Below are 14565 nucleotides of genomic sequence, written 5' to 3'. Positions count from 1 at the left end.
ATCCCCGAGCGCCAGCACCCGATCATGGTCAACCGTATCGTCTATTACGAGGATCCGTATTTCCGGGGGCTGATGGCGGCGCAGAAAGGCCCCCTACCCTATCCCTCGCGCGCGGCCGAGGATCTGCGAAATCTGCGCGACAAAGTCGCGGCACTGACCGATCAGACGCAAAAGCTGCTGGCTTATCCCGAGGCGAAGGGCCAGCGGAACGGTGGCCTTCCTGCTGCCCATGCGGGCGGCGCAGGCGATGCATCGACCGCATCGGCAGCGGCGTCGCCGCCGGGATCGGCGCTGGCCAGCGTGGTCATGACCGAGGCTGTCCCTGCGGATACAGGCCTGACGGACGAAGAACTTGGCGAAGCGCTGCGCCCGGCGGAGCTGGACGCGCTGAAGACCATGCAGAGCATTGAGGTCAAATTGCGCAGGAAGCTCGGTGGGTGAGTAGTTCAGAGGGTGGCCGCATCTTGTCACTTGGCATATCAATGCTACCAGGTCATACTGGCGTTGGAAGGAGCCTGCGATGACCATTAAATCCTCTATCTCGCTGCGCGACGAACAGCATGCCTTCGCCAAGGAGTTGGTAGCCGCTGGGCAATATGCGTCGCTCAGCGCGGTAATTCAGCAGGGTCTGGACCTGTTGCGTCAGCGCGAGATGGATGCCCGTGCGGACCGGTTGGCATTGAAGACCTTGCTGGAGGAGCGGATGGCCGGCAAGTTTGTCAGCGGCAGCGATCTGCGTGCACAGCTTGCGGCACGACGCAGCACCCATCGCAGCTGATGCAGGACTGGATTGTCGAGTTCGCGGCGTCTGCCGTCGAAGATCTGACCCTGATCGAAGCCCACCTGAAAGACGCCTATATCACGTTCGGCGATCGCCCGGTTGAGGCCGCACGGCGCGCTGAAGCCCGAGTCGACTCGATCATCGCCGAAGCGGAGCGCCTGACGACGGCGCCGTTTCGTGGCGCCCCCCATGACCACCTGATCCCCGGCCTGCGGCATCTGGAACTGGACCGGGCGATCTACTGGTATCTACCGGATCCCGCGCTATGCCGCCTCCAAATTCTGGCGATCTTCTTTGGCGGTCAGGACCATCAAAGGCATATGCTGGTCAGATTGCTGCGCGAAAGCACCCATCTGGCAACCTGACGGGTCCGCAATGGTGATGATGCACGATTTCCAGTCTGTTCGGTCAGGTGGCAGTCCCCAGACCACAGCCTGGTTACTTAAGCGCGCTTACTTTAGAGCCGCCGTTATTGAACCGAATGCGCCATTGCTTAAATTGGATAGCATCCACCAAACAGGCGACGTTGCCTATGTATCCGCGCCGCGGCCCTTTCCTGGCCTTTGCCTTCGGTCGTCATGATTAAAGCGTACGGAAGATCGCAACTTGTCAGTCCCAATCGGGCGTCAGCTTGTTCTGATCGTTTTTTGCGTGTCCGGATGTCACCAACTCTGCCACTGATTTCGGGAGGGCGCTATGTTTAACGGGATCCAAACGCTCCTGCGGCAGTCGGTCTTCGATCAGGCTCAGGACGGCTTCAGCCTGAATCCGGTCCCGTACCGCCTTGCCAGGATCACGATCCTGCCTTTCTGAAATCCACATCTTATGCGCAGCCCACACGGCTGGTGCCGGGGCGGTCATTCTGACCGGAAAGCCACGGTCATCGATGGCAATTGCCGAAAATGCAGGCGCAGATACAAGCCATTCCAGACCGGCTACTGGGGCCGGAACGGCATCCCCTGCGATGCCGCTGGTCTGGCCGGGCATGACCCTGTGCGCCGGTCGCGCTTCGGGGCGGATGAACTCGACCATAAACCCGTCCTTGTTGGTCAGACGGAAGTCGCCTTTCTGTCGCTGCAGGAAGGACGGATCGACGGATCGGGCCAGCGCCTCAAGACCTTTGTCCTCTCCTTCAATCGCGATGCGCAGTGGGGCACGATCATCAATCAACACATCCAGATCTCCGGTGGCGACCATTTCGCCGTTGAACGTCACCGCAGCAGCGGCCTCATAGGCGTAGAGCGCGTGCGTCCCAACCACCCGAAACCGCGCGGCAGCCGAGCTGTCATCCAGCTTGCGGATCAGTCTGGCCGCGATGCTCGGGACACGTTGGTGGTTGAGCGCTCGCATCACCGCCGCCAGCTGATTGATTTTTTGGGCCAAAGTTGCGATCCGCTCCTCGGCTTCATGTTTCTGGCGCTGGAAATGCGCTAGAATTTCGTCTGTCTCGTCAGATCGCGGACCAAGGCTCCGGGTTGACCGGATCCCGTTTCTCGTCATTCTGCGGTATAGATATTCGCGGTCGCTACGAAACTCGTAGGACATATTTCCGCCGAGTTCGTCCCGTGATAGTTTTTGCGTGCGCTGCCACTCTTCGAATGTGGTGACGAGGTCGACTCGATCACGGATCACACGACTATCTAAATAATTGTAATATATCATTTTGGTGCTCCGTGCGCCACGCAAGGGATGATAATCACCAAAATGATAATTTTCAATAGAATAGACCTTCCCCAGATCTATGTTCCTGCTACGGCTTGGTGTATTTCATGTGTGCCTCAGAAATTTATCACTGTACCCAAACGGGTTAACCGCGGTACGAGCTCCACCGCACGCAGGGTCTGCCTGACGAAGTGGGCGCTGAGGCAAGCCTCCATGCCGACGATACAGCGAGAAAGACCGTCAAAGACGGCGGTCAGCGCCTGTCGCCTGAACTGCTGGCGTGAACGATTTAATGATTTTCGGCCCAAATTCTATCGGTTGTCATGACCAAGTGATCAAGACCCTCCTTGGTTCGAGACATATCCTGCCCATACCGAGATCATTTTTTGAAATCCCACGCAGGATCGATCACCGCCAAGAGTCGCACTTGGCCGGTGGCCTCTATTGGGGGCGAGCGATGCAGCAGCGCGGTTGCCTCGCCTGGCCAGCGCTTGCCACGCAACAGCGCAATGCTTCCCGTGCCGATCACGGACGGCGCAGCTTCCTGGCCAATCTCGGCCAGTTGGGTTCCCGCCCCTCGATAGGTGCAAAGCATCCGGGCAGTCTTGTTGTCGATATGAAATTTCCGGCAGGCGTCGGTTTCGACAACCTCAAGCCGCAGGTGCATCATCGGCGCATCCATGACACCGGTCATGATCTGTGCCATCGCCGTAATGTCATTGGCCAGCATGTCCCGGAACTGACCTTTCGGTGTCGCGACTAGATCACAGGCCGCGTGGATGCATGGCGTTACTGAACCCACGGCGACGATGGTTCGTAGCCGGGGCAACTGATGCACTGGCAGGTCATCGATCCAACGCGAGAATTCGACCATGGGCTGACGTTGCCAGATTGCGGCGGCAATGCCAGGCGCGCTTATACTGTTCAGGACTGACACGTCGTGGGATTGCAAAATGCCGCGCGCATCCGTTGAACGTGGGAAGGCGATGACGTTCATGCTGTCACGATCTTTCCAGGAACGGCGTTGACCAGCATTGTGTCCTGCGGCCTGAAATGGATGACCGAGCGAATGGATTCCCCCTCATGCAACAGATCGAATGCGGTGTTGATCTGATCATGTGTCATATTATGGGTGATATAGGGATCGACGCTGAAATCACCACATAGCCATTCATCGACCATTCCTGGCAGTTGCGACCGGCCAAGCACGCCGCCAAAGGCCGAACCACGCCAGACCCGGCCCGTGACGAGCTGGAATGGCCGGGTCGAGATTTCCTCGCCCGCACCAGCCACTCCGATGACGGTGCATTCTCCCCAGCCCTTGTGGCAGCATTCCAGGGCTGATCGCATGACACTGACGTTTCCGATACATTCAATGCTGTAATCGACGCCACCATCGGTCATGTCGATGATGACCTGATGGATCGGTTCATCGAAATCCTTGGGGTTGATGCAGTCGTTCGCGCCAAGGCTTTTCGCCAGCAGGAATTTTGATGGGTTGGTATCAATGCCGATGATCCGCTTGGCACCGATCATCCTGGCCCCTTGGATCACCGCCATGCCCACCGCGCCAAGGCCAAAAACCGCCACGGTTGATCCCGGTTCCACTTTGGCGGTATTGCGCACCGCCCCCATGCCGGTCGGCACGGCACAACCCATGACGCTGGCCTTGGCCAAGGGTGCGCCTTTGGAAATCTTGGCGACTGCGATTTCGGGCAGCACCGTATATTCGCTGAAGGTGCTTGTCCCCATATAATGGTGGATCATTTTGCCCTTATGGGAAAAGCGCGACGTCCCGTCCGGCATCACCCCTTGGCCCTGCGTCTTGCGGATGGTCTGGCACAGATTAGTCTTGCCCGATTTGATGTAGGGGCAGTTCGGATCCTCAGGGGTATACAGCGGAATGACATGATCGCCCGGCCTGACCGAGGTGACGCCTGCGCCCAGTTCCTCGACGATGCCGACGGCCTCATGGCCCAGAACCGCCGGGAACAACCCTTCGGGATCGGCACCCGACAAGGTGAACATATCTGTGTGGCACAGGCTGGTCGTCACGATGCGGACCAGAACCTCGCCAGCTTTGGGGCCGTCCAGATCGATCTCTTCGATTTCCAGCGGGCGGTTCGGTTCCCAAGCAATGGCAGCGCGGGTTTTCATGGCACTCTCCCTTGGTCGACGGCATGGCTTCGGGCATGGTATCTGATAGATGTGATGTGATTACATTGCGTTTTAATATCCACCGGTTCGCCCCCGCAAGGGCTTGCCTCAAATTTAATGTTATGTAATTACGTCTCGACTTCATGAGGCAATATGACCGGACTCCCCTTCAACCCCCGCACTGCCGTCGAGATGCGCGACCTGACGGTCGGCTATGGCAGCCATGCGGCGGTGCATCACCTGAGCTGCTGTTTCTCGGCGGGGTCGCTCTCTGCATTGGTCGGCGTGAACGGGTCCGGAAAATCCACGCTGATCAAGACCATCGCCGGTCTGCTGCGCCCAATGAGCGGGCGTTGCCATATCGCGCCGGGAACCAGCCTAGCTTATCTGCCGCAGCAATCCGAACTGGACCGCAGCTTTCCGGCGCGGGTGCGCGATCTTGTGTCGCTGGGCCTGTGGTCGCAACGGGGGCTGCTGGGCCGCCACCGCGCGCAGGACCGCGACCGGGTGGCCGCCGCCATCAGCGCGGTGGGTCTGGACGGGTTCGATACGCGCCCCATCGACAGCCTGTCGGGGGGGCAGTTGCAGCGGGCGCTGTTTGCGCGGGTTCTGGTGCAGGATGCACAGCTGATCCTGCTGGACGAACCCTTCAACGCGGTCGATGAACGCACCATCGGCGATCTGGTCGCGCTGATCCATCGCTGGCAGGGACAGGGGCGCACGGTCATCGTCGTTGCCCATGATCTGGACTTGGTGCGCGCGCAGTTTCCACAAACCCTGTTGCTGGCGCGCCGGCCTATCGCATGGGGGGCAACCCTCGACGTGCTGACATCCGACAACCTGCAACGCGCCCGTAATCTGCATGAGGCTTGGGACGACCACGCTCCATGGTGCGCGCCGGACGAGGTCGCCTGATGCACGATTTCCTCATCGCCCCTTTTGCGGAATTCGATTTCATGCGCCGCGCGCTGCTGGGCGCGCTGATGCTGTCGCTGACGGCCTGCCCGGTCGGCGTTTTCCTAATGCTGCGAAGGATGAGCCTGACCGGAGAGGCCATGTCCCACGCCATCCTGCCCGGCGCGGCAGCGGGGTTCCTGATCTATGGGCTAAAAATCCTGCCCATGACTATCGGCGGGCTGATCGCGGGTGCGATTGTCGCGGTAGGTGCCGGCGCGGTGGCGCGGCTGACCGTGCAAAAAGAAGATGCCTCGATGGCGGCATTCTATCTGATCTCGCTGGCAGTGGGCGTGGTCTTGGTCAGTCTTCGGGGCTCCAGCGTTGATCTGATGCATGTGCTGTTCGGCACGGTACTGGCGCTGAACGATGATGCGCTGTGGCTGATCATGATCGTGCTGGCGGTGACGGTGCTGGTGCTGGTCATCCTGTGGCGTGCCCTGGTCGCGGAATGTCTGGACCCGCTGTTCCTGCGGTCGGTATCGAAACTGGGCGGCATCACGCACCAGGCTTTTCTGGGACTGGTGGTGCTGAACCTTGTCGCCGGGTTTCAGGCACTTGGCACGCTGTTGTCGGTTGGGCTGATGATCCTGCCTGCGGCGGGGGCGCGGTTCTGGACCACGTCGGTCCTTCCCATGGTCGGGCTGGCGGTGGTGATCGGGGCGATGTCATCGGTTGGCGGGCTGCTGCTGTCCTATCACGCGTCGCTGCCCTCGGGGCCAGCGATCATTCTGTCCTCGGGCGCGATCTATGCGGCATCCGTGCTGCTGGGCCCGCGCGGCGCACTGATGCCTCTGCTGACGCGCCGCACCCACCGAACTGGCTGAAATTACGGAGCCCCCCATGAAACGCTGGCTTATCTGCACCGCCCTTGCCCTGACACCCACATGGGCAGGTGCTGCATCGCTGGATGTCATCGCAAGCTTTTCCATCCTTGGCGACATGGCACAACAGGTCGGCGGCGATCGCATTGTGCTGCGCACGCTGGTCGGACCCGATGCAGATGCGCACATCTATGAACCCCGCCCTGCCGATGCGATGGCTCTGGCTCGCGCCGATGTCGTGCTGACCAATGGCTTGGAGTTCGAAGGCTTTATGGATCGCCTGATTGCGGCCAGCGATACCGATGCCACCATTGTCGTGGCGACCGACGGCGCCGATACGTTGGAGGATCCCAATGGGGGGCATTACCATTTCATCGACGGCAAAGCGATTTTCCATGCGGGCGCTCATGACCCCCACGCCTGGCAATCGATCGCCAATGCCCAAGTCTATGTCGCCAATATCGCCGACGCATTCTGCGCCGCCGATGCGGATGGGTGCGACACCTATCGCGCCAATGCCAACGCCTACACCGCCGAATTAACCAAGCTGGACAATGAAGTCCGGCAGATGGTCGCCGACCTGCCCGCCGATCACCGCACCGGAGTCGTGCCGCACAACGCGTATCGTTATTTCACCAAGGCTTACGGCATCGAATTTCTGTCGCCCCAAGGCATTTCCACCGAATCCGAGGCGTCGGCCGCCGATGTCGCGGGTCTGATCCGCGATATCCGCGCCAAGAACGCCCGCGCGATTTTCTCTGAAAACATCGCCGACAACCGCATGATCGAGCAGATCGCGTCCGAGGCTGACCTGGAGGTGGCGGGTGTGCTGTATTCCGACGCGCTGTCCCCGCTCGACGGCCCCGCGCCGAATTATGTCGATCTGATGCGCCACAACGCGCAGACGATCACCCAAGCCCTTTCCGCAAAGTAAATTCCCCACGCAGGAGATAGAACATGTTGAAATATTTTGGCGGTGCCAGCGTTCTGGCACTGTGCCTTGCCAGCGCGTCATTCGCCCATGACACCCATAATCATGATCACGAACATGCCGAAAAGCACGACCATGATCATGGCGACGTGACGCTGTATCGCATTTTTGTCGGCGATCACGAAGCGGGCAAGGTCACGGCCTTTGACCTGACCGAACCTGATCACCGTTGGAGCTTTGACACCACCGGTCAGGTCAAGCTGTACCCGGTAGCGGGCGGCGCGGCGGTGGCAGCGGTGCAATCGGACAACGACCAGGTCGATTTCATCACCTCGGGCATCAGCTTCCGTGATCACGGCGATCACGCCGATATCGAAATTGCGGATCCCGCGGCGGCGGAAAAGTCGCTGCAGGGCCCGCGCCCGTTCCATGTCGTATCGCATGGCGGCAAGGTTTCGATCAATTATGACAAGGGTGGCTATGCCGAGCTTCTTGATGAACACGAACTGAGCCACGGCCATGTCGAAACCACGCGTTTCGATCAGGCCCGCGCCCATCATGGGTTCGTGACCCCGATGGGCGAATACACCCTGTCCACCGTGGCGTCGGATGCTCAGGTGACCGGCGACGAATCCGTGCCGCGCCTTGGGCTGCAGGCCTTCGACGCAGACGGTAAGGCACAGGGCGATCTGGCGGCCTGCACTGCAATCCATGGCGAGGCATTCTCAGGTGCCTATCTGGCGGCAGGCTGCAAGGAAGGCGTTCTGACCGCCACGCCCGAGGAAAATGGTGTGGCATTCAAGCTGCTGCCCTATCCGGCGGATTTCCCAAAAGATGTGACGACCGGCACGATCCTGGGGTCGAAATCGGTACAAATGTTCCTTGGCAACCACGGTGCAGACGGGCTGGTCGTGATCGATCCGGTGGACGAACCGCAAATGCGCCGGATCAGCCTGCCCTTCCGCCGCGTCGATTTTGCGCTCGATCCAGCCAAGGCAGCCGACGCCTATGTGCTGACCGAGGACGGCCAGTTGCACCGCATCGACATGCTGGACGGCAAGATCGAGGCCAGCGCCAAAATCACCGCACCCTACAGCATGGACGGCCACTGGAACGACCCGCGTCCGCGTATTGCCGTGGCCGGTGACGAAGTCGTGGTGACCGACCCCAATGCCGGTGTCGTGCGCCGCATCGCGACCAAAGACCTGTCCGAAATCGGCACCGTCAAGGTCGAAGGCAAACCCTATAATATCGCCGTCACCGGCGGCAGCGGCGTCGTACACTGACGTCCGCGAAAGACGCCTTGCCCCCTTGACGCGGGGGCGAGGTACGCCGCTTGTCGGTCATCCTCACAGTTCTTTATATTGACCGCAGGCGGGCGCGCAGCAAAGCAGGGCGCATCGTTCGAGACAGCCAAGCGGGAACCGGGAATGATCTGTCGCCAAAGCCGCATGGGGCCAAAGCCATCACGCACACGATCCGTTGCCCGGGCCCTGACCCTGGCAGTGGTCACGCTGCTGGCGGGCCTTCAAACGGCAACGGCACATCCGCATGTGTTTATCGATGCGGATGCCGCGCTGGTTTTTAACAAGACCGGCCAGTGGGCGGCGATCCGGGTGACGTGGACCTATGACGAATTCTATAGCCTGATGATGATCGAGGACGCACAACTGGACGCCAATGGCGACGGTATCCCCGAACCTGAGCGGCTGAATGCTTTTGCGGGCAAGGACGTGGATTGGGCCGCAGGCTTTCCCGGCCACATCCTCGTCGAGCACAAGGGTGCGCCGGTCGTGTTGGGGCCACCGCTTGAGCATCGGGCGGCTTATGAAAATGACCGGATCAAGACCTCGCATCTGCGGCCGCTTGAATATCCGGTCAAGGTAACAGCCGCTGATCCGCTGTTCCTGCGCCTGTATGATCCGGAATATTTCGTGGCCTATGACACGCCACGGAAGCCGACGATTCAGGGGGATGCGGAGTGCAAGGTCGCGCGCCGCCCGCCCGATACCAGCGGACAGCAGGACCTGTTGGCACAGTTGCAGCAGCTCGATATGGAAACCAGCTCGATCGCCTTTATGCACATGCCCGATGTCGGGATCACCTTCGCCGACGGGTTTCTGGTCACATGCGGCGGGCGCTGATCATCGCTGGGGGTGCGGCCGCATTGCTGGCGCTGGTGCTGATCTGGCAACATCACGCCCAGATCGTCGGCTGGGCCACCGCCATGCAGCGACAGGCACAAAACGGCCTCGCACGCAGTTTGCAGGCGCTCAGGGCCGGGGATCCCGGTGCCTCGGCCCAGTTGATGGGACTATGTCTTGCTTACGGTTTTTTTCATGCGGTCGGACCAGGTCATGGCAAGTTTCTGGTCGGTGCATACAGCATGTCGCGCGCGGTTCCGATGGGGCGGCTGGTATTCGCCACCGTCGCGGCCTCGCTGGGACAGGCGCTGACGGCGGTTGCGCTTGTGCTGGGGGGGCAGGTCTGTTCGCGCTGACCCGGCAACAGTTGACCCACCTGGCGGAAACGACCCTGATGCAGCTCAGCACGCTGTCGATCCTGCTAATCGGAGTCTGGCTCGTACTGCGCGGCGCGACGCGCGGTGTCGGGCTGCTGGCCGCCGATACGCCGCGCGGCCATCACGACCATCACCACGACCACGGCACCTGCGCGTCATGCGGCCATGCCCATGCCCCGCAGCCGGAGAAGATTGCGGCGGCCTCCAGCTGGCGGGAGCTGGCTTTGGTCATCTCGTCGATCGCCATCCGGCCCTGCAGCGGCGCCGTATTGCTGTTGGTGCTGACATGGCAGATGAACATTCTTGGCGCAGGCATCGCGGGGGCATTCGCTATGGCATCCGGCACCGCCGCGCTGGCGCTTCTTGTCGCCTTCATGGGCAATTCACTGCGCCAAGGTGTTATGTCAAGCGTCATCGGTTCGCAGATCTTACCGGCTGCCGGCGCTGGGTTCGAGCTTTGCGCCGGTCTGGCAGTAGTTTTGCTTGCCGGGAACGCGTTGGGCCTGATTTAGCGATATCGCTGCGGCGACTCTTGCAGGCGGCACGTGATGCGACCACGAGAGACGTCGCGCAGATGCCACCGCTTCCTTGGTCTTGGCTTCGCTTAGGATCATCAATCCCGGCGCAGGCTCCCAAAAGCTAAGAGCCAGATATCGGCTTAATTTGGCAAGAGCGATGTCGCAGCTTTGTTCCGCCACGTTGCGATATATGTTGTCGGGTCGGGTCGGGTTGGGTGACCCTCATACAATCACCAGGCTCGGACAAAGGGCACCGACAGGCCGCCCACGAGTCCTGACAAAGGAAGATGCTCCGGGAATTTCGACCAATTTGCCGTTCAGCTAGCACCCTAAAGGTTCATCCTGCACACGATCCACCAGATACCGGTACTGAACACCTTGTGGCCTGACCACGATCGCTAGCAGACTGATCCCGTCTCTCCTCACCGTCTCGAACAGCTGACGGCGGCCCGTTTGCGGGACCACGAAGCATAAGAAAGAGAGAGTGATATGATACCAGCATGAGCCGTGATCGGCATAGATGTTTCCCGCGATTGGCTCGACGGCTTTTATGCGTCGAGCGGGCGACGGCTCTGCCTGCCCAGCATCGCAGCAGGCCATGCACAACTTCTCAAGCAGCTCGGGGATTTGTCCCAGCCAGTGCGGGTCGGATTTGTGGCAACGGGCGGTCAAGAATGGCTGCTCTTGTCCACGCTTGTCGCGGCTGGGGTGGAGGCTGTGCAACTAACACCGGCACAGATCAACGCATTTGCCCTTTTCCGGGGCATACAGGCAAAGACCGGCCGGATTGGAGCCGAGCTGATCGCACGGTTCATGCTGTTCTGGCCTGAAGTCGGGCGGAAACTGACGGTAGAGAGCCTGCATGTTCTCAGAGCTTTAACAACACGCAGGGCTCAAATTGTAGAGATGCGTAAACGGCATTCTGCACAGATAGCGGCGCGCAGAAAACAAAATACTCCTGCCGATCTCGAGGATATGGACGCCAACCTCCTGGCAATTCTCGACGCTCAGATCGGACACCTTGAGCAGCGGATCAAAAGCGTCTTCGGGCAGGAGGACGCGTCGGCGGCAGAGGCAAGGCTTCTGCTGTCCACCCCCGGGATTGGCCCAGTCTCTGCGGCCATGCTGATCGCGGAAATGCCGGAACTCGGGCGGATGACATCCGGTAAAGCTGCGGCCATGACGGGCCTTGCTCCCATCCCGCATGACAGTGGCGCAATGCGGGGCAAACGGGCAATCGCGGGAGGTCGGCGCGCACTGAGACATGTCCTGTTCCAGGCCGCACTGGCAGCAGCGTGTCACAACCCCGTTCTGAAGCCCGTCGCACAGGCCCTCAAAATACGCGGCAAACCCCACAAGCTATTCGTTGTCGCAATCGCCCGCAGGCTGGTCACAATCGCAAACGTGATCCTCAAATCAGGCGTCCTTTGGCAGACCCAGCTAAGCAGGTGAACACAGTTGCTAGCGGAAAAACTCTTTTTCGAGAGGCGTGACCGCAATTCTTCTCACCCCATGCGCTTTGCAGAGTTCCTTCGCGAGCTCTTCGGAATCAAAGCTGTCATGACGCAGTGCCGCATGCAGCTTGTAGCACCGGATCTGAGTGGAATTGTCCTGCGAAATTGCGAGGCGACCGGCGCGGATTCCGTGGTGGCGTAGGCACGAGTGCAATTTATGGCCGTTAAAATCGCTGCCATGATCGACCTCCAGTTCGATGCGGATTTCCGGGCTGAGCGGCGCAAGCTTTTGCGCTAGGCGGAGCAACATGAGCACAAGCAAAGTGATGATCGTGCTCATCGTCGCGAGCTCGAGCAGCCCCGCACCGAATGTGATGCCGAGGGCTGCAGTAAGCCACAAAGATGCTGCTGTCGTTAAGCCCTGAACGGATGCGCCTTCCCGGAAAATGACACCGGCGCACAAGAACCCTATCCCCGTAAGGATCGCATGGGGCATCCGGGACATGTCGGTGATGACTTGCGCGCCCTCCGGCAGTGATAGGGTCCAGTCGGACATGCGCAATGCCAGAAGTGTCATGAGCGCTGAGGCAAAGCAGACCAGAACATGTGTTCGAAGCCCTGCTGATTTGCCCTGAAATTCTCTTTCTGCCCCGATCAGGCCGCCCGCAACCACACTCCCAAGCAGCGGCAAGGTCATCATCGGATCGCTAAGCAGGGCTCCGAGGCTGTCGAAGTTCATGTATATTTTCAATCTCGCCTCCAACCTGTGTCACCAGCCAAAGCAACGGCCGCGCAGGTGGTTCCCAATATTGGCCGAGCGTCACAATATCAGCCTCCAGACCGGCCGCGTGCGGGCCATTTCTTGACGCGGCAAAAGCAGAACGTTGCTAGGGCGATTGATTGTGACGAAATCGTCACTCCCCCATTGGCTCGAGCATGACCTGCGTGACGTGCCGTTGCGTCACCCTTCGTCACAATCTAGGACAAATCAACTTTTCGTCAGGACACGCCTTGTGAGGCGTCCCCAGCTGTTCGATCGGCGTCAGCCAGGGTTTCATGCTTGTCAGGCCGCATCGGCTTCGTCGCTAACTCCAGCCCCGCTTTCTTCAACGCATCGGGATGTCGATTCCCGAATGCATTCTCTGATGCGAGGTGACACGGTATGCGCAAGTCTATTGCAACTACAGCGGTCTTGGGAATGTCGCTGGGCGTCGTGGCGATTGCCAATGCGCAGGACACGACGAATGGCAGCGACCCCTATGTCCTGGATACGGTAGTGCTGAAAGCTTCTGAGCAATCCACCGCTGAGCAGGACTACGTTGCGCCAACCTCGGTCAACCGAGTCCAGGCCGAGCCGTTGGATACACCGCAGACGATTACTGCCTTCACCGCGGCTCGCATTACCGATCAGGACATCCGTTCCGATCTGGACCTTCTGCAAATGACGCCAGGCGTCGATGTGACAAGCAAAGAAGGCTTTTCGCGGATCCGAGGCTTCAGCGCCCAAACCGCGATCGAAGGCATTCCGGTCGGCACCTTCATCGGCAGGCAAGCCGCCGATCTGTCGGCGTTCGAGCAAGTCGAGATTCTGAAAGGCCCTGCGGCAATTTTTCAAGGTGAAGGTGCCGCCGGCGGCATGATCAACTACTCGTTCAAGCGTCCGACGGGCACCGAGACCTTGCAGGTCAAGGCCGGCTTTGGCGATCCGACATCAAGGCAGCTACAGGTCGATTACAATATTGCGCCCTTGTTGGATGGTCGGCTGCGGGCGCGTTTTGTCGGCGCATACGAAGATCGGGACCAATTTGATCCGGAAAAATATGAGCGTGCGTCGCTTTATGCAGTCACGGAATATGATCTGACCGACAGCACGGTGCTGCGGTTCAGCGCATGGCGGCAAAGCAATGATGTCGTTCAAGGTTTTCGCGCCGGCCTGCCGACCTATAGCGACGGAACACTGATCGATTTCCCTCAGGGCACCACCGCGACCCAGGATTGGAGCCTCTACAAGTTCCGCTCGCTTTGGCTCAATGCCGAGGTGGAACATGAGTTCAATGACCGCTGGAAGCTTCGGCTTGCATACCGAAACGGGGATTCGCATCATTCCTCGACGCGGAGCGTGGCAGGGCTGTGTGAAAACCCATCCGTTCCCGGTTACGAAGCCGGCGGGATCGATCGTGATGATCCGGACGGGCGTCAATGCTATGCGCTATCCTACTGGAACGACTGGAACCAGTATGAGATCTACGATGCCAACCTCAATGGGGCCTTCGACGCCTTCGGTCACACCCATGACGTGCTGCTCGGCTTTACACTGAAGCGGGAATGGTTCCGCCGGGCCTTTGGACGGGGTATCGGCGCCAACAGCGAATTCATCGTCGACATCTTCGATCCCAACCCGCATGTCGTCGATCGGCCCGACTACATCATCGATGAGCCATGGGGGGCAAAAGGTGATCCGAACAATCAGTACACTCTGTTCGGACAGGTCAATTTTCAAGCCACAGACCGTCTCAGCATTCCGATCGGGGGTCGCTTCACCTGGCTGAAAACCGCAGATGGTGACTGGACGGCCAAAGGGGAGTTTACCCCCTCCATCTCGGCCGTCTACAAGATCAGCGACAATACCATGGTCTACGCCCAATACGCGCAGATGTTCACAGCAAACAGAGGTGGTCCGGGAATTTGGACCGGTTTGCCGCTCAGCTAAGCTTCAGCATGGGTTTCATGTCAGGCGGCGGCTTTCAGGTACTGGTCGGAGGT

At 59.8% G+C, this 14565-nt stretch carries 16 protein-coding genes; 12 read left to right on the top strand and 4 right to left on the bottom strand.

Translation table 11 applies throughout. The annotated features are described in order from the left end of the window. From FN835_RS21370 to FN835_RS19915, 3 genes are all read left to right on the top strand, one after another. Positions 1-441, top strand: a 441-nt coding sequence (locus FN835_RS21370; RefSeq protein ID WP_221930495.1) for a hypothetical protein, incomplete at its 5' end; no start/stop codon positions are given. A 79-nt stretch (positions 442-520) separates the two neighbouring features. Continuing rightward, on the top strand, positions 521-778 hold the full coding sequence (locus tag FN835_RS19920) for a ribbon-helix-helix domain-containing protein (protein WP_142664989.1): 258 nt from the start codon (positions 521-523) through the stop codon (positions 776-778). After that, positions 778-1146, top strand: coding sequence for a type II toxin-antitoxin system RelE/ParE family toxin (locus tag FN835_RS19915; RefSeq protein WP_142664988.1), 369 nt, complete (start codon positions 778-780; stop codon positions 1144-1146). Before FN835_RS19920 ends, FN835_RS19915 begins: the two co-directional genes overlap by 1 nt. Positions 1147-1390: 244 nt before the next feature. Here the strand turns inward: FN835_RS19915 and FN835_RS19910 are convergent, their stop codons facing one another. From FN835_RS19910 to FN835_RS19900, 3 genes are all read right to left on the bottom strand, one after another. Beyond that, positions 1391-2443: a GSU2403 family nucleotidyltransferase fold protein gene (locus tag FN835_RS19910; protein ID WP_142664987.1), complete on the bottom strand. Its 1053-nt coding sequence runs from the start codon at positions 2441-2443 to the stop codon at positions 1391-1393. A 379-nt stretch (positions 2444-2822) separates the two neighbouring features. Further along, positions 2823-3440 carry a DUF1826 domain-containing protein gene (locus FN835_RS19905; protein WP_142664986.1) on the bottom strand — a complete coding sequence of 206 codons (618 nt, stop codon included), beginning with the start codon at positions 3438-3440 and terminating at the stop codon, positions 2823-2825. Next, positions 3437-4600, bottom strand: a complete 1164-nt coding sequence (locus tag FN835_RS19900) for an S-(hydroxymethyl)glutathione dehydrogenase/class III alcohol dehydrogenase (RefSeq protein ID WP_142664985.1) — start codon at positions 4598-4600, stop codon at positions 3437-3439. Before FN835_RS19900 ends, FN835_RS19905 begins: the two co-directional genes overlap by 4 nt. A 153-nt stretch (positions 4601-4753) precedes the next feature. Here FN835_RS19900 and aztA point away from each other — a divergent pair, with 153 nt between their 5' ends. The 8 genes from aztA (at position 4754) to FN835_RS19865 (ending at position 11800) form a co-directional block, all read left to right on the top strand. After that, positions 4754-5515 (top strand): zinc ABC transporter ATP-binding protein AztA, encoded by a 762-nt coding sequence (gene aztA, locus FN835_RS19895; RefSeq protein WP_142664984.1) that lies wholly within the window; start codon positions 4754-4756, stop codon positions 5513-5515. Further along, on the top strand, positions 5515-6381 hold the full coding sequence (gene aztB, locus FN835_RS19890) for a zinc ABC transporter permease AztB (protein ID WP_142664983.1): 867 nt from the start codon (positions 5515-5517) through the stop codon (positions 6379-6381). Before aztA ends, aztB begins: the two co-directional genes overlap by 1 nt. Positions 6382-6397: 16 nt before the next feature. Beyond that, positions 6398-7312, top strand: a complete 915-nt coding sequence (gene aztC / locus FN835_RS19885) for a zinc ABC transporter substrate-binding protein AztC (RefSeq protein WP_142664982.1) — start codon at positions 6398-6400, stop codon at positions 7310-7312. Between the two features lie 23 nt (positions 7313-7335). Next, on the top strand, positions 7336-8595 hold the full coding sequence (locus FN835_RS19880; RefSeq protein WP_142664981.1) for a metallochaperone AztD: 1260 nt from the start codon (positions 7336-7338) through the stop codon (positions 8593-8595). Positions 8596-8673: 78 nt separating this feature from the next. Then, positions 8674-9453, top strand: coding sequence for a DUF1007 family protein (locus FN835_RS19875; protein WP_142664980.1), 780 nt, complete (start codon positions 8674-8676; stop codon positions 9451-9453). Beyond that, positions 9438-9809 (top strand): HoxN/HupN/NixA family nickel/cobalt transporter, encoded by a 372-nt coding sequence (locus FN835_RS21365; RefSeq protein WP_185958768.1) that lies wholly within the window; start codon positions 9438-9440, stop codon positions 9807-9809. Before FN835_RS19875 ends, FN835_RS21365 begins: the two co-directional genes overlap by 16 nt. A 38-nt stretch (positions 9810-9847) precedes the next feature. Continuing rightward, positions 9848-10342 (top strand): hypothetical protein, encoded by a 495-nt coding sequence (locus tag FN835_RS21360; RefSeq protein ID WP_185958767.1) that lies wholly within the window; start codon positions 9848-9850, stop codon positions 10340-10342. 513 nt (positions 10343-10855) lie between these two features. Then, positions 10856-11800 carry an IS110 family RNA-guided transposase gene (locus FN835_RS19865; RefSeq protein WP_142664978.1) on the top strand — a complete coding sequence of 315 codons (945 nt, stop codon included), beginning with the start codon at positions 10856-10858 and terminating at the stop codon, positions 11798-11800. A gap of 9 nt (positions 11801-11809) precedes the next feature. Here FN835_RS19865 and FN835_RS19860 read toward each other — a convergent pair whose 3' ends face one another. Then, positions 11810-12541, bottom strand: coding sequence for an MgtC/SapB family protein (locus tag FN835_RS19860; RefSeq protein WP_142664977.1), 732 nt, complete (start codon positions 12539-12541; stop codon positions 11810-11812). A 423-nt stretch (positions 12542-12964) separates the two neighbouring features. Here FN835_RS19860 and FN835_RS19855 point away from each other — a divergent pair, with 423 nt between their 5' ends. After that, positions 12965-14512 (top strand): TonB-dependent siderophore receptor, encoded by a 1548-nt coding sequence (locus FN835_RS19855; protein ID WP_142664976.1) that lies wholly within the window; start codon positions 12965-12967, stop codon positions 14510-14512. Positions 14513-14565: the final 53 nt, after the last annotated feature.

Source organism: Paracoccus laeviglucosivorans, from assembly GCF_900182695.1.
GTDB classification, from domain to species: Bacteria; Pseudomonadota; Alphaproteobacteria; order Rhodobacterales; family Rhodobacteraceae; genus Paracoccus; species Paracoccus laeviglucosivorans.
Note: the sequence above shows the minus strand (reverse complement) of the source record. Positions and strands in the feature narration are given on the sequence as shown.